Raw genomic sequence first — 17,283 nt, 5'->3', positions numbered from 1 at the left:
GCGAAAATCACCCGTACGGAAGTGATTGGAGCGATATGCATGCCTTCAAGACTATAACCTAACCAAAAGGCTTTCCAGTTGAATTCGCATTGCTCAAATCAAGAATGTTTATTCTACATAAACTTCAAATAAAAACGAGTCAACATTCTATATATTGCAGTCCTGGTGTGTCTTCTAGGGAGATGGGGAATATTTGACTGACACCTAATTTCTTGCGCAGTCAAGTAATTTTCCCATTATAAAAAATAATGCACTTCAATATTTTTATAAATAAATTCACCCACTAGGCATAGAATATACAACCTCATATTGAAGGATAAAGAGTATTATAGCCACGCTTAAAAGAATCCTCCACCCCTCATAAAACAAAACGCGGATACCCGAGACAAACTCGAGTATCCGCGTTTCTAATGAAGACCAGGCCGGGAGTCTAAACCCTCAACCTGCCCCTCACGGCAGCAGCCTTAGTCCAGACCACGACCGTACTCATCCAGCGAAACAGCCATGAAGCCGCCGTTGCCGTAAGTGTACACCTCGTTATCCATCTGGAACGCACTCTGGTAACCACCGAAAGTGTCCAGAGTCTGCATACGCTCAGCAGTAGCCTGAGCGCTGGGCTCAACCTCAATATTGTTGTAACGTGCCAGACCGGTACCGGCGGGAACCAGCTTACCGATAATCACGTTCTCCTTCAGGCCGAGCAGCGGGTCAGTCTTCGCTTCCATAGCAGCCTGAGTCAGGACGCGGGTGGTCTCCTGGAAGGAGGCCGCCGACAGCCAGGACTCGGTAGCCAGCGAAGCCTTGGTAATACCCATCATTTCCGGACGACCAGCTGCGGGCTTCTTACCCTCAACCAGTGCCTTACGGTTAGCAGTCTGGAAAGCAATGTTATCAACCAGCTCACCAGGCAGCAGATCGGTATCACCGGATTCAATCACGGTCACGCGACGCAGCATCTGGCGAACAATAACCTCAACGTGCTTGTCGTGGATTTCCACACCCTGCGACTTGTACACACCCTGAACCTCGCTCACCAGGTGCTTCTGAGCCTCACGAGGACCACGAATACGCAGAACCTCCTTCGGATCAACAGAACCGGTAGCCAGCTGATCGCCAACCTGAACGTGGTCGCCATTCTGCAGCTTAGAGGCCGCACGACGCAGAACAGTGTAGGACTGAGGCTCAGAACCATCGTCCGGGGTCACCACAATCTTGTAGGACTTCTCGGTATCCTCAATGGTCACGCGACCGGAGACCTCAGAAATCGGGGCAACACCCTTGGGAGTACGAGCCTCGAACAGCTCCTGAATACGGGGCAGACCCTGAGTAATATCATCAGCCGAAGCCACACCACCGGTGTGGAAGGTACGCATGGTCAGCTGGGTACCGGGCTCACCAATCGACTGAGCCGCAATAATACCAACAGCCTCACCAATGTCCACCAGAACGTTCGAAGCCATCGAACGACCGTAGCACAGTGCACACACACCAATAGCAGACTCACAGGTCAGAACCGAACGGACGCGAACTTCCTTCACGCCTGCCTTGAAGAGCTTCTCAATGAGCTCATCAGAGACATCGGAACCCGCGGCAGCCAGAACGTTACCAGACTCATCCTTCACATCCACCGCAAGGGTACGACCGTGAATCGAAGTCTCGACGTCCGGGTGCAGACCGCCGTCCTCATCAATCAGAGGCAGAACCAGACCACGGCGGGTGCCACAGTCGTGCTCACGAACGATAACATCCTGAGAAACGTCCACCAAACGACGGGTCAAGTAACCCGAGTTAGCGGTACGCAGCGCGGTATCAGCCAGACCCTTACGTGCACCGTGGGTTGCGATAAAGTACTCCAGAACCGACAGGCCTTCACGGTACGAGGACTTAATCGGGCGAGGCATAATCTCACCCTTCGGGTTCGACACCAGACCACGGATACCCGCAATCTGACGGACCTGCATCCAGTTACCACGTGCACCGGAGGTCACCATACGGTAAATAGTGTTCAGACCACCGTGAGAGCTCAAGTTCTCACGCATAGCCTCTGCAACCACGTCGGTAGCCTCGGTCCAAACCTTGATCAATTCCTGACGACGCTCTTCGTCATCGATGGTACCGATCTCGAAGTCATCCTGAATTGCAGCAGCCTGCTTCTCGTAGCGCTCCATAATTGCCGGCTTCTCAGAAGGAGTAGCAATATCGGAAACAGCCACGGTCACGCCTGAACGGGAAGCCCAGTAGAAACCGGAGTTCTTCAGGTTGTCTAGCGCACGAGCCACAACATCCATCGGGTAACGCTCAGCCAGATCATTAATCAGGCTACCCAGGCCCTTCTTATCTGCCACGCCAGAGAACCAGGGGTAATCCTTCGGCAGAGCCTGGTTGAACAGAACCTGACCAACGGTGCAGTCCAGCAGCACAGAATCGCCGGGCTGGTAGCCCTCCGGTGCTTCCCAATCCTCGGGGGCAACGAACTGGTCACCATCAAGGCGAATCTTCACCTTGGTGTACAGCTCAATCTCGTGACGATCCATCGCCATCAGAGCCTCAGCCACCGAGGAGAATGCGTGACCCTCGTTCTTCTGACCATCGCGGGAGCTAGTCAGGTGGTACAGACCAATGATCATATCCTGCGAAGGGACAGCCACAGGGCGGCCATCCGAAGGCTTCAGGATGTTGTTCGAGGACAGCATGAGGATACGAGCCTCAGCCTGAGCCTCGGGAGATAGCGGCAGGTGAACTGCCATCTGGTCACCGTCGAAGTCAGCGTTGAACGCGGAGCAAACCAGCGGGTGCAGCTGAATAGCCTTACCCTCAACCAGCTTCGGCTCAAACGCCTGAATACCGAGACGGTGCAGGGTAGGTGCACGGTTCAGCAGAACCGGGTGCTCAGCAATAACCTCTTCCAGAACGTCCCAAACCTGCGGGCGGAAACGCTCAACCATACGCTTAGCGCTCTTAATGTTCTGAGCGTGGCTCAGCTCCACCAAACGCTTCATAACGAAGGGCTTGAACAGCTCCAGTGCCATCTGCTTGGGCAGACCACACTGGTGCATCTGCAGCTGAGGACCAACCACAATCACGGAACGACCCGAGTAATCAACACGCTTACCGAGCAGGTTCTGACGGAAACGACCCTGCTTACCCTTCAGCATGTCAGACAGAGACTTCAGGGGGCGGTTACCGGGGCCGGTCACCGGGCGACCACGACGACCGTTATCGAACAGCGAGTCCACAGCTTCCTGCAGCATACGCTTCTCGTTGTTCACGATAATCTCGGGAGCACCCAGCTCCAGCAGACGCTTCAAACGGTTGTTACGGTTAATCACACGACGGTACAGGTCGTTCAGGTCGGAAGTCGCGAAGCGGCCACCGTCCAGCTGAACCATCGGGCGCAGTTCCGGCGGAATAACCGGAACAACATCCAGGACCATACCCAGCGGGGAGTTATTAGTGGTCAGGAAGGCGTTAACAACCTTCAGACGCTTCAGAGCGCGGGTCTTCTTCTGACCCTTACCGGTCTGAATGATCTCCTTCAGAGCCTCAGACTCAGCCTCCAGGTCGAAGGACTCCAGACGCTTCTTAATAGCCTCTGCGCCCATTGCACCCTCAAAGTACAGGCCGTACTTATCAATCATGGAACGGTACAGAGCCTCGTCACCCTCAAGGTCAGCGACCTTCAGGTTCTTGAAGCGATCCCATACACGATCCAGGTGCTCAGCCTCACGCTCGTAACGCTTACGCACCGACGCGAGCTGACGCTCAGCGTTATCACGCAGCTTACGCTTCTCAGCAGCCTTGCCGCCCTCTGCCTCAATACGAGCCAGCTCCGCCTCAACCTCACGGCTAATAGCGTTCACATCAGCGTTCAGAGCAGCCTCAAGCTCTTGCTTCTCGCGGTCGTGAGCAGCCTGCAGCATCGGCAGGTCCTCGTGACGAGCTTCCTCATCAACCTTAGTGATCATGTACGCAGCGAAGTAAATGACCTTCTCCAGGTCCTTCGGAGCCAGATCCAGCAGGTAACCCAGACGGGAAGGAACACCCTTGAAGTACCAAATGTGGGTAACAGGAGCAGCCAGCTCAATGTGACCCATACGCTCACGACGTACCTTAGAGCGGGTCACCTCAACACCACAGCGCTCACACACAATGCCCTTGAAGCGTACGCGCTTATACTTACCGCAGTAGCACTCCCAGTCCTTGGTGGGGCCGAAGATACGCTCGTCGAAGAGACCGTCCTTTTCGGGCTTCAGGGTACGGTAGTTGATGGTCTCGGGCTTCTTAACCTCACCAAAAGACCAACGACGGATGTCGTCGGCGGTGGCGAGGCCAATTCGCATCAAACCAAGCGAAGATTCGTTGGACATATCGGTCCTAATCTCTTTCTGTAAGTTTCTGAAGACTTAGGTTAGCGGGTGGGAACCCCACAACGCACGCGAGCGCATACGGGGTTCCCCACCCTAGAAGGAGGCGGTGCTTATGCCTCGTCGACGGAGCTAGGCTCGTCGTGGGTCAGGCTTACGCCCATATCTTCTGCTGCCCGGAAGCCTTCTTCCTCCGAGTCGCTCATCTCAATAGTCTTGCCGTCGGTGGAGAGCACCTCGACGTTCAGGCACAGAGACTGCATTTCCTTGATAAGAACCTTGAAGGATTCGGGGATACCCGGCTCAGGGATGTTCTCGCCCTTCACAATAGCCTCGTAAACCTTCACACGGCCCGCCACGTCATCGGACTTGACGGTCAGGATTTCCTGCAGGGTGTATGCGGCGCCGTATGCCTCCAGCGCCCACACTTCCATCTCACCGAAGCGCTGACCACCGAACTGCGCCTTACCACCCAGGGGCTGCTGGGTAATCATCGAGTACGGACCGGTGGAACGAGCGTGAATCTTGTCATCCACCAGGTGGTGCAGCTTCAGGATGTACTGGTAACCAACCGAAATCGGGTCCGGGAACGGCTCACCGGAACGGCCGTCAATCAGACGTGCCTTACCGGAGCGGTTGATCAGACGGTCACCATCGCGGTTCGGGTTTGAGTGATCCATGAGGTCAAACAGCTCGTCCTCGTGGGCACCGTCAAACACCGGGGTTGCCAGGCGGGTCGGGCCGGATTCCTTCGGGAAGTTCGGCATGTGCTTGAGCCACTCGGGCTCGCCTTCAATCTTCCAACCCTGCTTAGCCAGCCAACCGGTGTGGACTTCCAGAACCTGACCAATGTTCATACGACCGGGCACACCCAGCGGGTTCAGGATAACGTCCACGGGGGTACCGTCTTCCAGGAAGGGCATATCCTCGATCGGAAGGATCTTGGAAATAACACCCTTGTTACCGTGGCGGCCTGCAAGCTTGTCGCCGTCGGTAATCTTACGCTTCTGAGCCACGTACACACGGACCAGCTGGTTCACACCCGGGGGCAGATCGTCCTCATCATTGCTCTCGCGGTCGAAGATGCGGATACCAATGACGGTACCGGACTCGCCGTGAGGGACCTTCAGAGAGGTGTCACGAACCTCGCGAGACTTCTCACCGAAGATTGCGCGCAACAGGCGCTCCTCGGGGGTCAGCTCGGTCTCGCCCTTAGGAGTGACCTTACCAACGAGGATGTCGCCAGCCTCAACTTCAGCACCGATGTGAATGATGCCGCGCTCGTCCAGAGCCGAGAGAACGTCCTCGGACACGTTCGGGATGTCGCGGGTAATCTCCTCGGGGCCCAGCTTGGTGTCGCGAGCGTCAATCTCGTGCTCCTCAATGTGGATCGAGGTCAGCACGTCCTCAGAAACCATGCGTTGGGAGAGGATGATCGCATCCTCGTAGTTCAGGCCTTCCCACGGCATATATGCCACGAGCAGGTTCTTACCCAGTGCCAGCTCACCACCGTCGGTGGAGGGGCCGTCAGCAATAACGTCGCGGTATTCGACGCGCTGGCCTTCCTTCACCACAACGCGCTGGTTGTAGCAGTTACCCGGGTTCGAACGGGAGAACTTCATAATCGGGTAGGTGGAGACAGAGCCGTCGTCGTTACGGACGATAACGGTCTTAGCGTCAACGGAGGAAACCACACCGGGCTTCTTCGCGAGCACAGAGTCACCGGAATCCAGTGCTGCATACTTCTCCATACCGGTACCAACCACGGGAGCCTCAGACTCCAGCAGGGGCACAGCCTGACGCTGCATGTTAGCACCCATCAGTGCTCGGTTAGCGTCATCATGCTCCAGGTAAGGAATCAGGGCGGTAGCCACAGACACCATCTGACGCGGGGAAACGTCCATGTACTGCACGGCGCCGGGAGCAACCATAACAGCTTCACCAGAACCGTCACCCGCACGGCAGAGAACCTCATTCTCAGCGAAGGTGCGGTCGGGGTTCAGCGGTGCGTTTGCCTGTGCGATAACGACGGACTTCTCGTCGTCAGCGGTTAGGTAGCGGACCTCGTCGGTCACGCGGCCGTCAGTTACCACGCGGTAGGGAGTCTCAATGAAACCGAAGGAGTTGATACGACCGTAGGTTGCCAGCGAACCAATCAGACCAATGTTCGGGCCTTCAGGAGTTTCAATGGGGCACATACGACCGTAGTGCGAGGGATGGACGTCTCGAACTTCCATGCCTGCACGGTCACGGGACAGACCGCCCGGGCCCAGTGCGGACAGACGACGCTTGTGGGTCAGACCTGCCAGCGGGTTGTTCTGGTCCATGAACTGCGACAGCTGAGAGGTACCGAAGAACTCCTTGATAGCTGCCACGACGGGGCGGATGTTCACCAGGGACTGCGGGGTGATAGCGTCCACATCCTGGGTGGTCATGCGCTCACGAACCACGCGCTCCATACGAGACAGACCGGTACGGATCTGGTTCTCAATAAGCTCACCCACGGTGCGGATACGGCGGTTGCCGAAGTGGTCAATATCGTCGATATCGATCTTGAGGGAGATTTCCTCGCCGTCACGGACTCCGGGGATGGTGGTCTCACCTGCGTGCAGAGCGCAGAGGTAACGAATCATCTGAGCGATGTCGTCCTGGCTCAGAACGGAAGCCTCGGGGGAATCCATGGGAACGTCCACACCGAGCTTACGGTTCAGCTTGTAACGACCAACCTTCGCCAGGTCGTAGCGGCGCGGGGTGAAGTACATGTTGTCCAGCAGACCCTGAGCCGCTTCAACCGTCGGGGGTTCGCCCGGACGCAGCTTGCGGTAGATATCCAGCAGAGCCTCGTCGCGGTCCTTAACGGAGTCCTTCTCCAGGGTTGCACGGATGGAGTCGTACTGACCGAACTCAGCCAGAATCTTAGACTCGGTCCAGCCCAGAGCCTTCAGCAGAACAGTCACAGACTGCTTACGCTTACGGTCCAGACGCACGCCTACCTGATCGCGCTTATCAATCTCAAGCTCGAACCATGCACCGCGGGAAGGAATCACGCGGGCAGAGTAAATGTCCTTATCTGAGGTACGGTCCGGAGCCTTCTCAAAGTAAGCACCGGGGGAACGCACCAGCTGAGAAACGACCACACGCTCAGTACCGTTAATAACGAAGGTACCAGCCTCGGTCATCAGGGGGAAGTCGCCCATGAACAGGGTCTGCTGCTTGACCTCGCCAGTAGCGAGGTTCATGAATTCAGCCTTGATGTACAGCGGAGCCGAGTAGGTTGCGTCGCGGTCCTTGCACTCCTCAACAGAGTACTTGGGGTCAGCAAACTCAGGCTCAGAGAAGGAGAGCTGCATAGTCTCCTGGAAGTCACGAATCGGGGAGATTTCTTCAAAAATCTCAGCCAGACCGGACTGAGCGGGGACAGAATTGTCACCTGCAGCCTGTGCCTTTTCCAGACGCTCCACCCAGCGCTCGTTACCCACGAGGCGGTCGAAGCTATCGGTCTGGATAGCAAGCAGGTTGGGAACCTTCAGTGGTTCATTAATCTTCGCGAATGAAATTCGGCGGGAGACGTTCTCCGCACCGTTAGCGGCATCATGATTCGAGGTGCTCGAAGCGACCAAAATGGGGATCCTTCCACAGACATGTCTGTTAGCAATCAGCCTCCCGGCGACATTACCGGCGACACGACAACCTCAGCCCCCGATATAAACGGTGCTAGAAGCTATAGAGTCGGACGGAAAACGTCACCTTCAGCCCGTGCCCACCGCTATATGAAGGCACAAAGGTTAGGGAAAGCGTAAATACTAACAATACAGGAAGAAAGCCCATCTGTCTACCACACCCGCATCAGGAGTGCAAACCTGCCACGGCATGCACCTAGCATTCCACCACATTCACCGCCAAACCGCCCATAGACGTCTCCTTGTAACGGTGAGACATATCCAAACCGGTCTGACGCATCGTCTCAATCACCTGATCCAACGACACACGGTGCGTACCATCACCACGCAACGCCATACGTGCAGCCGTCACTGCATTCGACGCCGCCATCGCATTACGCTCAATACAAGGGATCTGCACCAAACCACCCACCGGGTCACAGGTCAGACCCAAGTTGTGTTCCATCGCAATCTCAGCAGCATTCTCAACCTGCTCAGGAGTACCACCCATCACCTGTGCCAAACCGGCAGCAGCCATCGAGGAGGCACTACCCACCTCACCCTGGCAACCAACCTCAGCACCAGAAATCGACGCACGCTTCTTATACAGCACACCCACAGCAGAAGAAGCCAAGAAGAAATCAACAACCGCCTGATCACGAGCAGCCTGACCGCAATGTCGAATACCCTGCGTGTAGTTCATCGCATAATGCAACACCGCCGGAATAATGCCCGCAGCACCATTCGTCGGAGCGGTCACCACACGACCACCAAAAGCGTTCTCCTCATTGACCGCCAAAGCAATCAGATTCACCCAGTCAATAGCGAACTCAGGAGACTTCGAAGGATCCTCCACCATCAAATCGCGATGCCACGCACCCGCACGGCAACGCACCTTCAGCGGGCCCGGCAAATACCCCACACGTGCCAGAGAAGAGCCAATGCACTCCTTCATCACACGGTAGATATGCAAGATGCCATCGCGGACCTCTTGCTCAGAACGCAAAGAACACTCATTCGCCATTTTCAACTGCGCAATCGACAACCCAGCCTCATTCGCCATCTCCAGCAGCTCAGTAGCCGAACCGAACGGATACGGAGGGTTCATCAGCGACGCACCACCGGTCGCCTCCTCATCACCCTCAACAATGAAGCCGCCACCAATGGAATAGTAGGTACGCTCCAACAGCAGCTGCTCACCCGCAAACGCCGCGATCTTCATGCCGTTCGTATGGCGCGGAAGAACCGTCAGCGGACGCAGAGTCATATCCAGCTCACGGTACTTCACCACCGGACCATACACCTTCTGCTCCTCGCCACCAGGCGCAGTCACACCATAAGCAGAGGAGGGGTAACCTGCCAGAGGCAACGTGCCGTCCACACTATTACGCTCAATCATCGCCTCAGAATCAGCGATATTAATCGTCTCCGGAACAAAACCGCACAAACCCTTCAACACAGCGCTCATCGTGCCGTGACCAGCGCCCGTAGCCGCCAACGAACCATACAGGTCAACATGTACGCCCGTTACACAGTCCAGCATGCCCTCATCAATCAGCTCCGCCACAAAACGGTTCGAAGCGCGCATCGGCCCCACGGTATGTGAGCTCGAAGGACCCACACCAATGCTGAACATCTCAAAAACACTGATGTCGTACGGCAGAGCCTCTGCCTTCTTCTGGGCACTGCTGGGTGCACTCTGGTTAATAGCCATGTTCTGTCCTTCAAATAAAAATGTCTGTGCACCGCACCAAAAGATACGTGCACCTCAACAGAGGAAGCACACATCAATCTGCAGTCTCTACGTGCGGACAATCACCCTTGACTGACCGCTCTAATCCTAACGCACTTCAGAACCATCACAAACTAAGGCCTAGAACACCTCGACACTCCCCCACCACTCAGCACCGCAGCACATCGAATAAAAGGCGCCGTGCCTACACAGGGCACGACGCCTCTCCCCTACAGATTATCTGCAGAAAAACTCTTACTTCTCACGCTTGTAGAACGGCAGAGCCACAACATCAAACGGAGCACGCTTACCGCGGATATCAACATCCACAGTAGAGCCAACCTCAGAGAACTCACGGTTCACCAGTGCCATAGCAATCGGGAAACCCAAAGTCGGGGAAGGAATACCGGAGGTAACCTCACCAATCTCATTACCTTCAGCGTCCACCAGCTTAGAACCGGCACGAGCAGGACGTTTCGCCTGAGCCTTCAGACCAACCAGGATACGCTTCGACTCATTCTTAGCCAACTCAGTCAGAGCTTCACGACCCACAAAGTTAGTAGCCTTCTTCTCCAGAGCAATCTCAACCAGGCGGCCCAAACCGGACTCAAACGGAGTAATCTCAAGACCCAGCTCGTGACCGTACAGCGGCATACCAGCCTCAAGACGCAGGGAGTCACGAGAAGCCAAACCGGCAGGAATCATACCGAAAGGCTCACCAGCAGCAGCCAGCTTATCCCACAGCTCAACAGCGTTCTCATTCGGAACGAACAGCTCGAAGCCATCCTCACCGGTGTAACCGGTACGAGCCAGCAAAACATCAACGCCGGCAACAGTCAGCGGTACCGAAGCGTAGTACTTCAGCTCACGGACAGCCTCATCATCAGACATGCCAGCAGCCAGCAGAATCTCCTCAGCACGAGGACCCTGAACAGCCACCAGAGAAGTCTGCTCCGACTCATTCACAAACTCAACATTGAAATCACCCAGGCGCTCGCTCATCGCCGCAAAGTCAGTCTCAATATTCGAAGCATTCGGAACAACTAGGAACTCTTCATCGCCCAGACGGTAAGTAATCAGGTCGTCAATCACGCCGCCCTTGTCGTTGACCAGGATCGAGTACTTTGCCTTACCAACCTTCAGGATGGACATATTCGACACCAGAGCGTAATCCAGGAACGCGCCCGCATCCGGACCGGTCACGCGGAACTCACCCATATGAGACAAGTCGAAAATACCGGCACTAGTACGGACAGCCTCATGCTCAGCAACGTCATTAGCGTACTTCAGGGGCATATCCCAGCCGCCAAAGTCGGTGAAAGAAGCACCAAGCTTCTCGTGGACAGAGTACAGAGAGGTCTTCTTAGGGGACATTAGATTCTCCTCACGCACAGCCTTGTGCTGTTATCGTTCAATCGTCATAGATTTCATTCACCCCCACAGACACGAGATACGCTGCGGAGGCGACCCCCACCCGCCCCAGAAATCTGAGAACGGGTGAGGCAGGTAGACCGCTACAGTCTACCCAGGAGCGTTATAGGCTCCTTATGCTTCCAGGTCGAAAGCCTCCATCGGGGGGCATTCGCACACGAAGTTACGGTCACCGCCAGCGCCGTCGATACGACCCACCGAAGTGAAGTACTTATTAGCACGCAGACTCGGGACCGGGAAAGCTGCCTGGGTACGGCTGTAGGGGCGATCCCACTCATCGGCACTCACCACATCAACGGTGTGCGGTGCGTTGCGCAGAACCGAATCCTCCACAGCGACCTTACCCTCAGCCACCTCGATGATCTCGTCGTAGATGGTCTCCATTGCCTCAATAAAGCGGTCCAATTCTTCCTTCGACTCAGACTCAGTCGGCTCAACCATCAGGGTGCCCGGAACCGGGAACGCCAGGGTCGGAGCGTGGAAGCCGAAGTCCATCAGACGCTTGCAGACATCCTCAGCAGTCACGTGAGTCTGATCGGTCAGCTGACGCAAGTCCAGGATGCACTCGTGAGCGACCAGACCGCCGGGGCCGGTGTACAGCACCGGGTACTTGTCATTGAGCTTCTTCGCAATGTAGTTAGCGTTCAGAACCGCGTACTGCGAAGAGTCCTTCAGACCCTGAGCACCAGTCATCGCAATGTACATCCAGCTAATCGGCAGAACGCCTGCAGAACCGAAGAACGCCTGCGAAATCGGCAGTGCAGCGTCATTGGGGAGCTTACCCTCAGCATCAGCATGGTATGCGTCACCGGGCAGGAACTTCGCCAAGTGCTCACGAACAGCCAGAGGGCCCACACCGGGGCCGCCGCCGCCATGAGGAATGGAGAAGGTCTTGTGCAGGTTCAGGTGCGAAACATCGCCACCAAACTTACCGGGCTGAGCGAAGCCCATCTGAGCGTTCAGGTTCGCACCATCCAGGTATACCTGGCCACCTGCCTCGTGAACCAACTGGCAGACCTCAGCAACCTGCTCCTCAAACACACCGTGGGTAGAGGGGTAGGTAATCATGATGCCGGCAACCTTGGGGCCGTACTTCTCAATCTTTACCTTCAGGTCGTCAACATCAATCGAACCGTCAGCCGCAGTTGCCACACCGGCAACCTTCAGACCAGCCAGAGCGGCAGATGCTGCGTTGGTACCGTGAGCAGACAGCGGAATCAGTACAGTGTCACGCTCGTGGTCACCATTAGCCTCGTGGAAGGAACGGATAGCGCGCAGACCAGCGTACTCACCGGTTGCACCCGAGTTCGGCTGCAAGGAGATAGCATCATAACCGGTAATAGCAACCAGCCACTCGCTCAGGTCCTTAATCAACTCGTGCCAGCCCACAGCCTGGTCCTCCGGGACCAGCGGGTGAATGTTTGCGAACTCAGGCCAGGAGATAGGCTCCATCTCAGCCGCTGCATTCAGCTTCATGGTGCACGAACCCAGCGGAATCATGGTGCGGTCAAGCGCCAGGTCCTTATCAGCGAGGTGACGCAGGTAGCGCATCATCTCGGTCTCAGAACGGTACTTGTGGAAAATCGGGTGCTGCATGTAGTCATCGGTACGCAGCAGCTCAGCGGGCAGATCATACTGTGCATCTGCCTCGCCCAGGGTGCCGCCCAGAGCCTCAACCAGGCTCTTGAGCAGTTCCTCACCGTGAGACTCACCCACAGAGATACCAACACGGTTCTCGTCGAAGCGGCGGATGTTCACGCCAGCTTCCAGAGCCTTCGCAACCAGCTCATCGGCACGGCCAGCAGCCTCCACCACGACGGTGTCGAAGAAAGTGTCGTGAGCAATACCGTAACCTGCTGCCTTCAGCGCAGTAGCAACACGAGCCGCGTTGGTGTGCAGACGGTTCGCGATAGCGCGCAGACCCTCAGGACCGTGGTACATCGCGTAAGCGCCAGCAACAATCGCCAGCAGAGCCTGAGCAGTACAAATATTAGAGGTAGCCTTCTCACGGCGGATATGCTGCTCACGAGTCTGCAGAGCCAGACGGTACGCGGGCTTACCAGCAGAGTCCTTAGAAACACCCACCAGACGGCCAGGCATAGTGCGCTCCATACCCTTGTGAACAGCCATGTACGCAGCGTGCGGACCGCCGAAGAAGAAGGGCAGACCGAAACGCTGAGTGTTACCCACAGCGATATCAGCGCCCAGCTCACCCGGGGACTTCAGCAGGGTCAGAGCCAGCAGGTCAGCAGCAACGGTGACCAGAGCGTTACGCTCCTTAGCGGCCTTAATCAGCGGCTCAATATCGCGAATCTCGCCTTCATTACTAGGGTACGCCAAGATAATGCCGTACAAATCGCCCTCAGGCAGGCCCTCGGAGAAGTCAGTAATCACAAAAGGAATGCCGAGCATCTCTGCGCGGCCACGAGTCACCGAAATAACCTGAGGCAGGCAACGGGAGTCAATGGCGAAGAAGCCGTTCTTCACCTTGCGGTTTGCACGGTGCATCATGACAGCTGCTTCAGCTACAGCAGAAGCCTCATCCAGCAGGGAGGAGTTTGCAATCTCCAGGCCGGTCAGCTCCATCACGGTGTTCTGGAAGTTCAGCAGAGCCTCCAGACGGCCCTGAGAAATCTCAGCCTGGTACGGGGTGTAAGAAGTGTAGAAACCGGGGTTTTCCAGAATATTGCGGCGCAGAACCGCGGGAGTTACAGCATCGTAGTATCCGGCACCAATCATCTGGGCAAGAACCTTATTCTTCGCTGCATAGCCGGCAATCTTTGCCTGAGCCTCATGCTCCGACAGCGGAGCAGGCAGCTGCAGATCGCCGTCAAGGCGGATCTGGGAGGGGACAACAGCGTCCATCAGCGCATCCAGGGAAGAGTATCCCAGGGTTTCGAGCATCTGCTCTGCGTCTGCGGAACGGGGGCCGAGATGACGATCAATAAAGGACATAGGGTTCTCCTATTGGTCGGCGCAAACCGTAGAGGGGTCACGTCGCATTATTGCGACGAGTCGAACATCTTAAGTGTCCCACATCTCCATGAAGTTTCGCCAGCTTTACCAACATTCGACATACCTAAACATCAAAGTCGTCTGCCCCGCTAAACCCCCTCCCCCTGCTAGACGAAAAACAGCAGAAACGCACAGAGCCCGGCTCGTTCTCTCCGAAGAGAAAACGAACCGGACGCAATCAAAGCAAACTTCACAGTACATCCCACAGAAGGATGTATTAGAAGACCCTACTTAGCGTGGTCAGGCTTGCCACCGTGCGGCACCAGGAATGCCGACAGGAAAGCCAGAGCCGCAGTCACAGCCAGCAACATCAGACCGATGAAGTAGTTGTTCTCAGCCTGGTTGTAGGTTGCACCCATCACCAGCGGCGGGAAGAAACCACCCAGAGCGCCAGCAGCAGCAACCACACCGGACACCGCACCAACGTTCTTCGGATCAGCTGCACGAGCCACCCAGCCGAAGACCGAGCCGTGGCCCAGACCCAGAAGAGCACCCATCAGGATGAAGACAGCACCATACACGTGCTCAGCATCAGGCTGGAACGCGGTAATAACTGCCAGAATCACCACACCGCCCAGGGAGATGAGGGAGATAATCTTCGGACCGAACTTATCAGCCAGAACACCACCGAAGGGACGAGCAATCACGGTAGCAGCCACGAAGCCAGCCGCACGCATACCAGCGTCGTTAGCGTTGAAGCTGTAGATGTTGCTCAGGTAAGTGGGCAGGTAGTTCGAGAATGCCACGAACGCACCGAACACAACAGCGTAGAGGAAGCCCAGCTGCCAAGTGGTCTTCACCTTGAATGCCTGAACAATCTTCGGCATCAGCGGAGTAACCTCACGGCCGATGGTTGCCGGAGAGTCTTTCAGGAAGAAGAAAGAAATAGCAGCGGTTACAGCACAGATAACAGCAATCAGAACATGAGTCTGGAAGTAACCAATACCCTGCACCAGGCGGGGGGTAGCGAATGCAGAAATTGCAGTACCCACCATGCCGGCACCGAACACACCGGTCGCAAAACCCTTCTTGGAAGCGTCATACCATGCGGAGCTGAAGGGAATACCTACAGCGAACACGGTACCCGCAATACCCAGGAAGAATGCCACAACAAGCAACATGGGCAGCGAATTCATCTGACCAGCAACACCAACCAGGAAGACCAGGGGTGCGCTAATCGCCAGAACAACGGTGAACATAATACGACCACCGTAGCGGTCGGTCAGACCACCAACGGGAATACGGCCGATAGCGCCGATGAAAATCGGCATAGCAACCAGAAGGCTGGTCATACCAGCGTCCAGGTGCATCTGCTTTGCATACATCTTGGCCAGCGGGCCAACAACGGTCCACGCCCAGAAACCAATGGTAGAGGCGAAGGTTGCAAGCAGAACGTTACGGAGCTGACCATTCTTCAGGTCGTAGCTCGGTGCAGCAGGGGTGCTCATATTTCCTCTTTTGCAATATGGATATGTGTATTAGCGGTCGGCGCGCTCACGCGGGAGAGTACCAACCGGATCCCAACCTCGACGTGCACCAACACGCTGGCCGCCACGAGAGCGGTACACGGTGTAGGGGCGGAAGAGGTAGTGCAGGGGCACAGTCAGTGCGTGCACCAGGCGGGTAAACGGCCAAATGATGAACAGAACCATAGCCACCACGATGTGAATCTTGAAAGCCACGGGAATATTCACCATCAAAGCTACCTCAGGGTGGAAGTAGAACAGCGAACGGAACCAAACAGCGATGGTCTCACGGTAGTTGAAGTGAACCTCGTGACCATTCACCGGAGGCAAACCGCCCGAGGGGTTCACAGCCGAAAGCAGAGTAGCCGCAGTGCCAGCGAGAATCACTAGAACCAAAACGACATACATTAGGACGTCATTACGAGTGGTAGCCGAACGAACACGAGAGTTCGAAGCACGGCGACCAATCAGAATGAACATACCAATAATGGTCGCAATCGCTGCTGCAGAACCTGCAACCAGCGCCGTCATGTGGTAAGCATCTTCCGACAAGAACAGGTCGGTAAACGACTTGGGAACCACCAGGCCACCAACGTGACCAAGGAAAACGGCCGCAAGACCGTAATGGAACAGGGGCGAAGCGATGCGCAGCAGCTTCGATTCATAGACCTGGGACGAGCGGGTAGTCCATCCGAACTGGTCAGTACGGTAACGCCAGATGGTGCCACCAATCAGAACCACCAGCGCAACATAGGGCAGAACGCCCCACAGCAGGATGTCCACAATACCCGGATCGGTTACAGCCTGTGCAGCATGTCCTGCGTTCTCAGAAGCAAGTACGTACACGTGTTGTCTCCTCACAAGGGATAAAACTAGTTAGAACGAGCCGAAGCCTGCTGGAGCAGCTGATGATCAGCGTAACCATTCAAGCCAACGGTCTCGACGGGAGGGCCGTAGCCAGCCATCTTCTGAACCTCCTCCTGAGTCTCCGGAGAGACGCCAGGAAGGGTATCGCAGATGCTCTGCAACAACCCGTAGTGGGGCAGATTTCCGTCCTTCATGGACAGACGAAGAAGCTCAAGGGACGGACGGTACGCCTGCAAAGCGGAACGGCCCTTACGGCGATCCACCAACGCACAAAACTCCAGCACCAGCGGCAGGTAGTCCGGAAGCTCACCGTTCAAAACGGTCAACATACCGGAGTCGCGGTACATCTGCTTAAAACGCAGAAGAGTCTCACCACGGCGGCGGGTATCACCATCGGTCCAGTAGGACAGGTGCAGAGAATGACGACGCGAAAGGTCGTATTCCTGCACGTACTCGGACTGCACATCCTCCAGGTCTTTAGAAGTCAGCCACTGCTGAACCGCATCAACGGCAGCAATGAAAGCCTCATTCTGGGTGGAAGCGGTAATCTCCACCAGTTCAGGCAGAACCTTCAGAGTTTCCTCATCGGGGTAGCCCAGGAGCATACCGCTCACCTGGTAGATTACCGAGTCCATATCCTCGCCGGGACCGTAATCGATATCGAACGGGTTCTCCGGCTGAGCCGGCTCCGAGACAGCAGCCTCGGAACTGGCTTTGCCCATGAGCTTGGAAAAGAATCCAGCCACTTA

Annotated in this window: 8 protein-coding genes; all 8 read right to left on the bottom strand. The window is 56.0% G+C overall.

Going from position 1 to position 17,283, the window contains the following annotated elements; translation table 11 throughout:
- Positions 1-464 precede the first annotated feature (464 nt).
- On the bottom strand, positions 465-4,367 hold the full coding sequence (locus QFX07_RS01945; RefSeq protein WP_279754879.1) for a DNA-directed RNA polymerase subunit beta': 3,903 nt from the start codon (positions 4,365-4,367) through the stop codon (positions 465-467).
- Positions 4,368-4,477: 110 nt separating this feature from the next.
- Entirely contained in the window at positions 4,478-7,984 is a 3,507-nt protein-coding gene (gene rpoB / locus QFX07_RS01940) for a DNA-directed RNA polymerase subunit beta (RefSeq protein WP_279741297.1), read from the bottom strand.
- Positions 7,985-8,240: 256 nt separating this feature from the next.
- The gene (locus QFX07_RS01935) at positions 8,241-9,737 is read right to left on the bottom strand and encodes an L-serine ammonia-lyase (RefSeq protein WP_279741299.1); all 1,497 of its coding nucleotides are present in this window, start codon (positions 9,735-9,737) and stop codon (positions 8,241-8,243) included.
- A gap of 273 nt (positions 9,738-10,010) precedes the next feature.
- The gene (gene gcvT / locus QFX07_RS01930; protein WP_279754878.1) at positions 10,011-11,129 is read right to left on the bottom strand and encodes a glycine cleavage system aminomethyltransferase GcvT; all 1,119 of its coding nucleotides are present in this window, start codon (positions 11,127-11,129) and stop codon (positions 10,011-10,013) included.
- A 171-nt stretch (positions 11,130-11,300) separates the two neighbouring features.
- A complete protein-coding gene (gcvP, locus tag QFX07_RS01925; protein WP_459741199.1) occupies positions 11,301-14,141 on the bottom strand; it encodes an aminomethyl-transferring glycine dehydrogenase in 2,841 nt (946 codons plus the stop codon).
- Between the two features lie 287 nt (positions 14,142-14,428).
- Positions 14,429-15,649 carry an MFS transporter gene (locus tag QFX07_RS01920; protein ID WP_279754876.1) on the bottom strand — a complete coding sequence of 407 codons (1,221 nt, stop codon included), beginning with the start codon at positions 15,647-15,649 and terminating at the stop codon, positions 14,429-14,431.
- Positions 15,650-15,679: 30 nt separating this feature from the next.
- The gene (gene narI, locus QFX07_RS01915) at positions 15,680-16,513 is read right to left on the bottom strand and encodes a respiratory nitrate reductase subunit gamma (protein ID WP_279741306.1); all 834 of its coding nucleotides are present in this window, start codon (positions 16,511-16,513) and stop codon (positions 15,680-15,682) included.
- A 26-nt stretch (positions 16,514-16,539) separates the two neighbouring features.
- Positions 16,540-17,280: a nitrate reductase molybdenum cofactor assembly chaperone gene (gene narJ, locus QFX07_RS01910; protein WP_279741308.1), complete on the bottom strand. Its 741-nt coding sequence runs from the start codon at positions 17,278-17,280 to the stop codon at positions 16,540-16,542.
- Positions 17,281-17,283: the final 3 nt, after the last annotated feature.

Origin of the sequence: Rothia similimucilaginosa (genome assembly GCF_029850985.2) — a bacterium.
Lineage (GTDB): Bacteria > Actinomycetota > Actinomycetes > Actinomycetales > Micrococcaceae > Rothia.
The sequence above is the reverse complement of the archived record's forward strand: the minus strand, read 5'-3'. Positions and strand labels throughout refer to the sequence as shown.

Coding starts and splice junctions, on each gene's coding strand:
- QFX07_RS01945 (WP_279754879.1), bottom strand. CDS start 4,367: ATGTCCAACGAATCTTCGCTTGGTTTGATGCGAATTGGCCTCGCCACC.
- gcvP (WP_459741199.1), bottom strand. CDS start 14,141: ATGTCCTTTATTGATCGTCATCTCGGCCCCCGTTCCGCAGACGCAGAG.
- gcvT (WP_279754878.1), bottom strand. CDS start 11,129: ATGTCCCCTAAGAAGACCTCTCTGTACTCTGTCCACGAGAAGCTTGGT.
- QFX07_RS01920 (WP_279754876.1), bottom strand. CDS start 15,649: ATGAGCACCCCTGCTGCACCGAGCTACGACCTGAAGAATGGTCAGCTC.
- QFX07_RS01935 (WP_279741299.1), bottom strand. CDS start 9,737: ATGGCTATTAACCAGAGTGCACCCAGCAGTGCCCAGAAGAAGGCAGAG.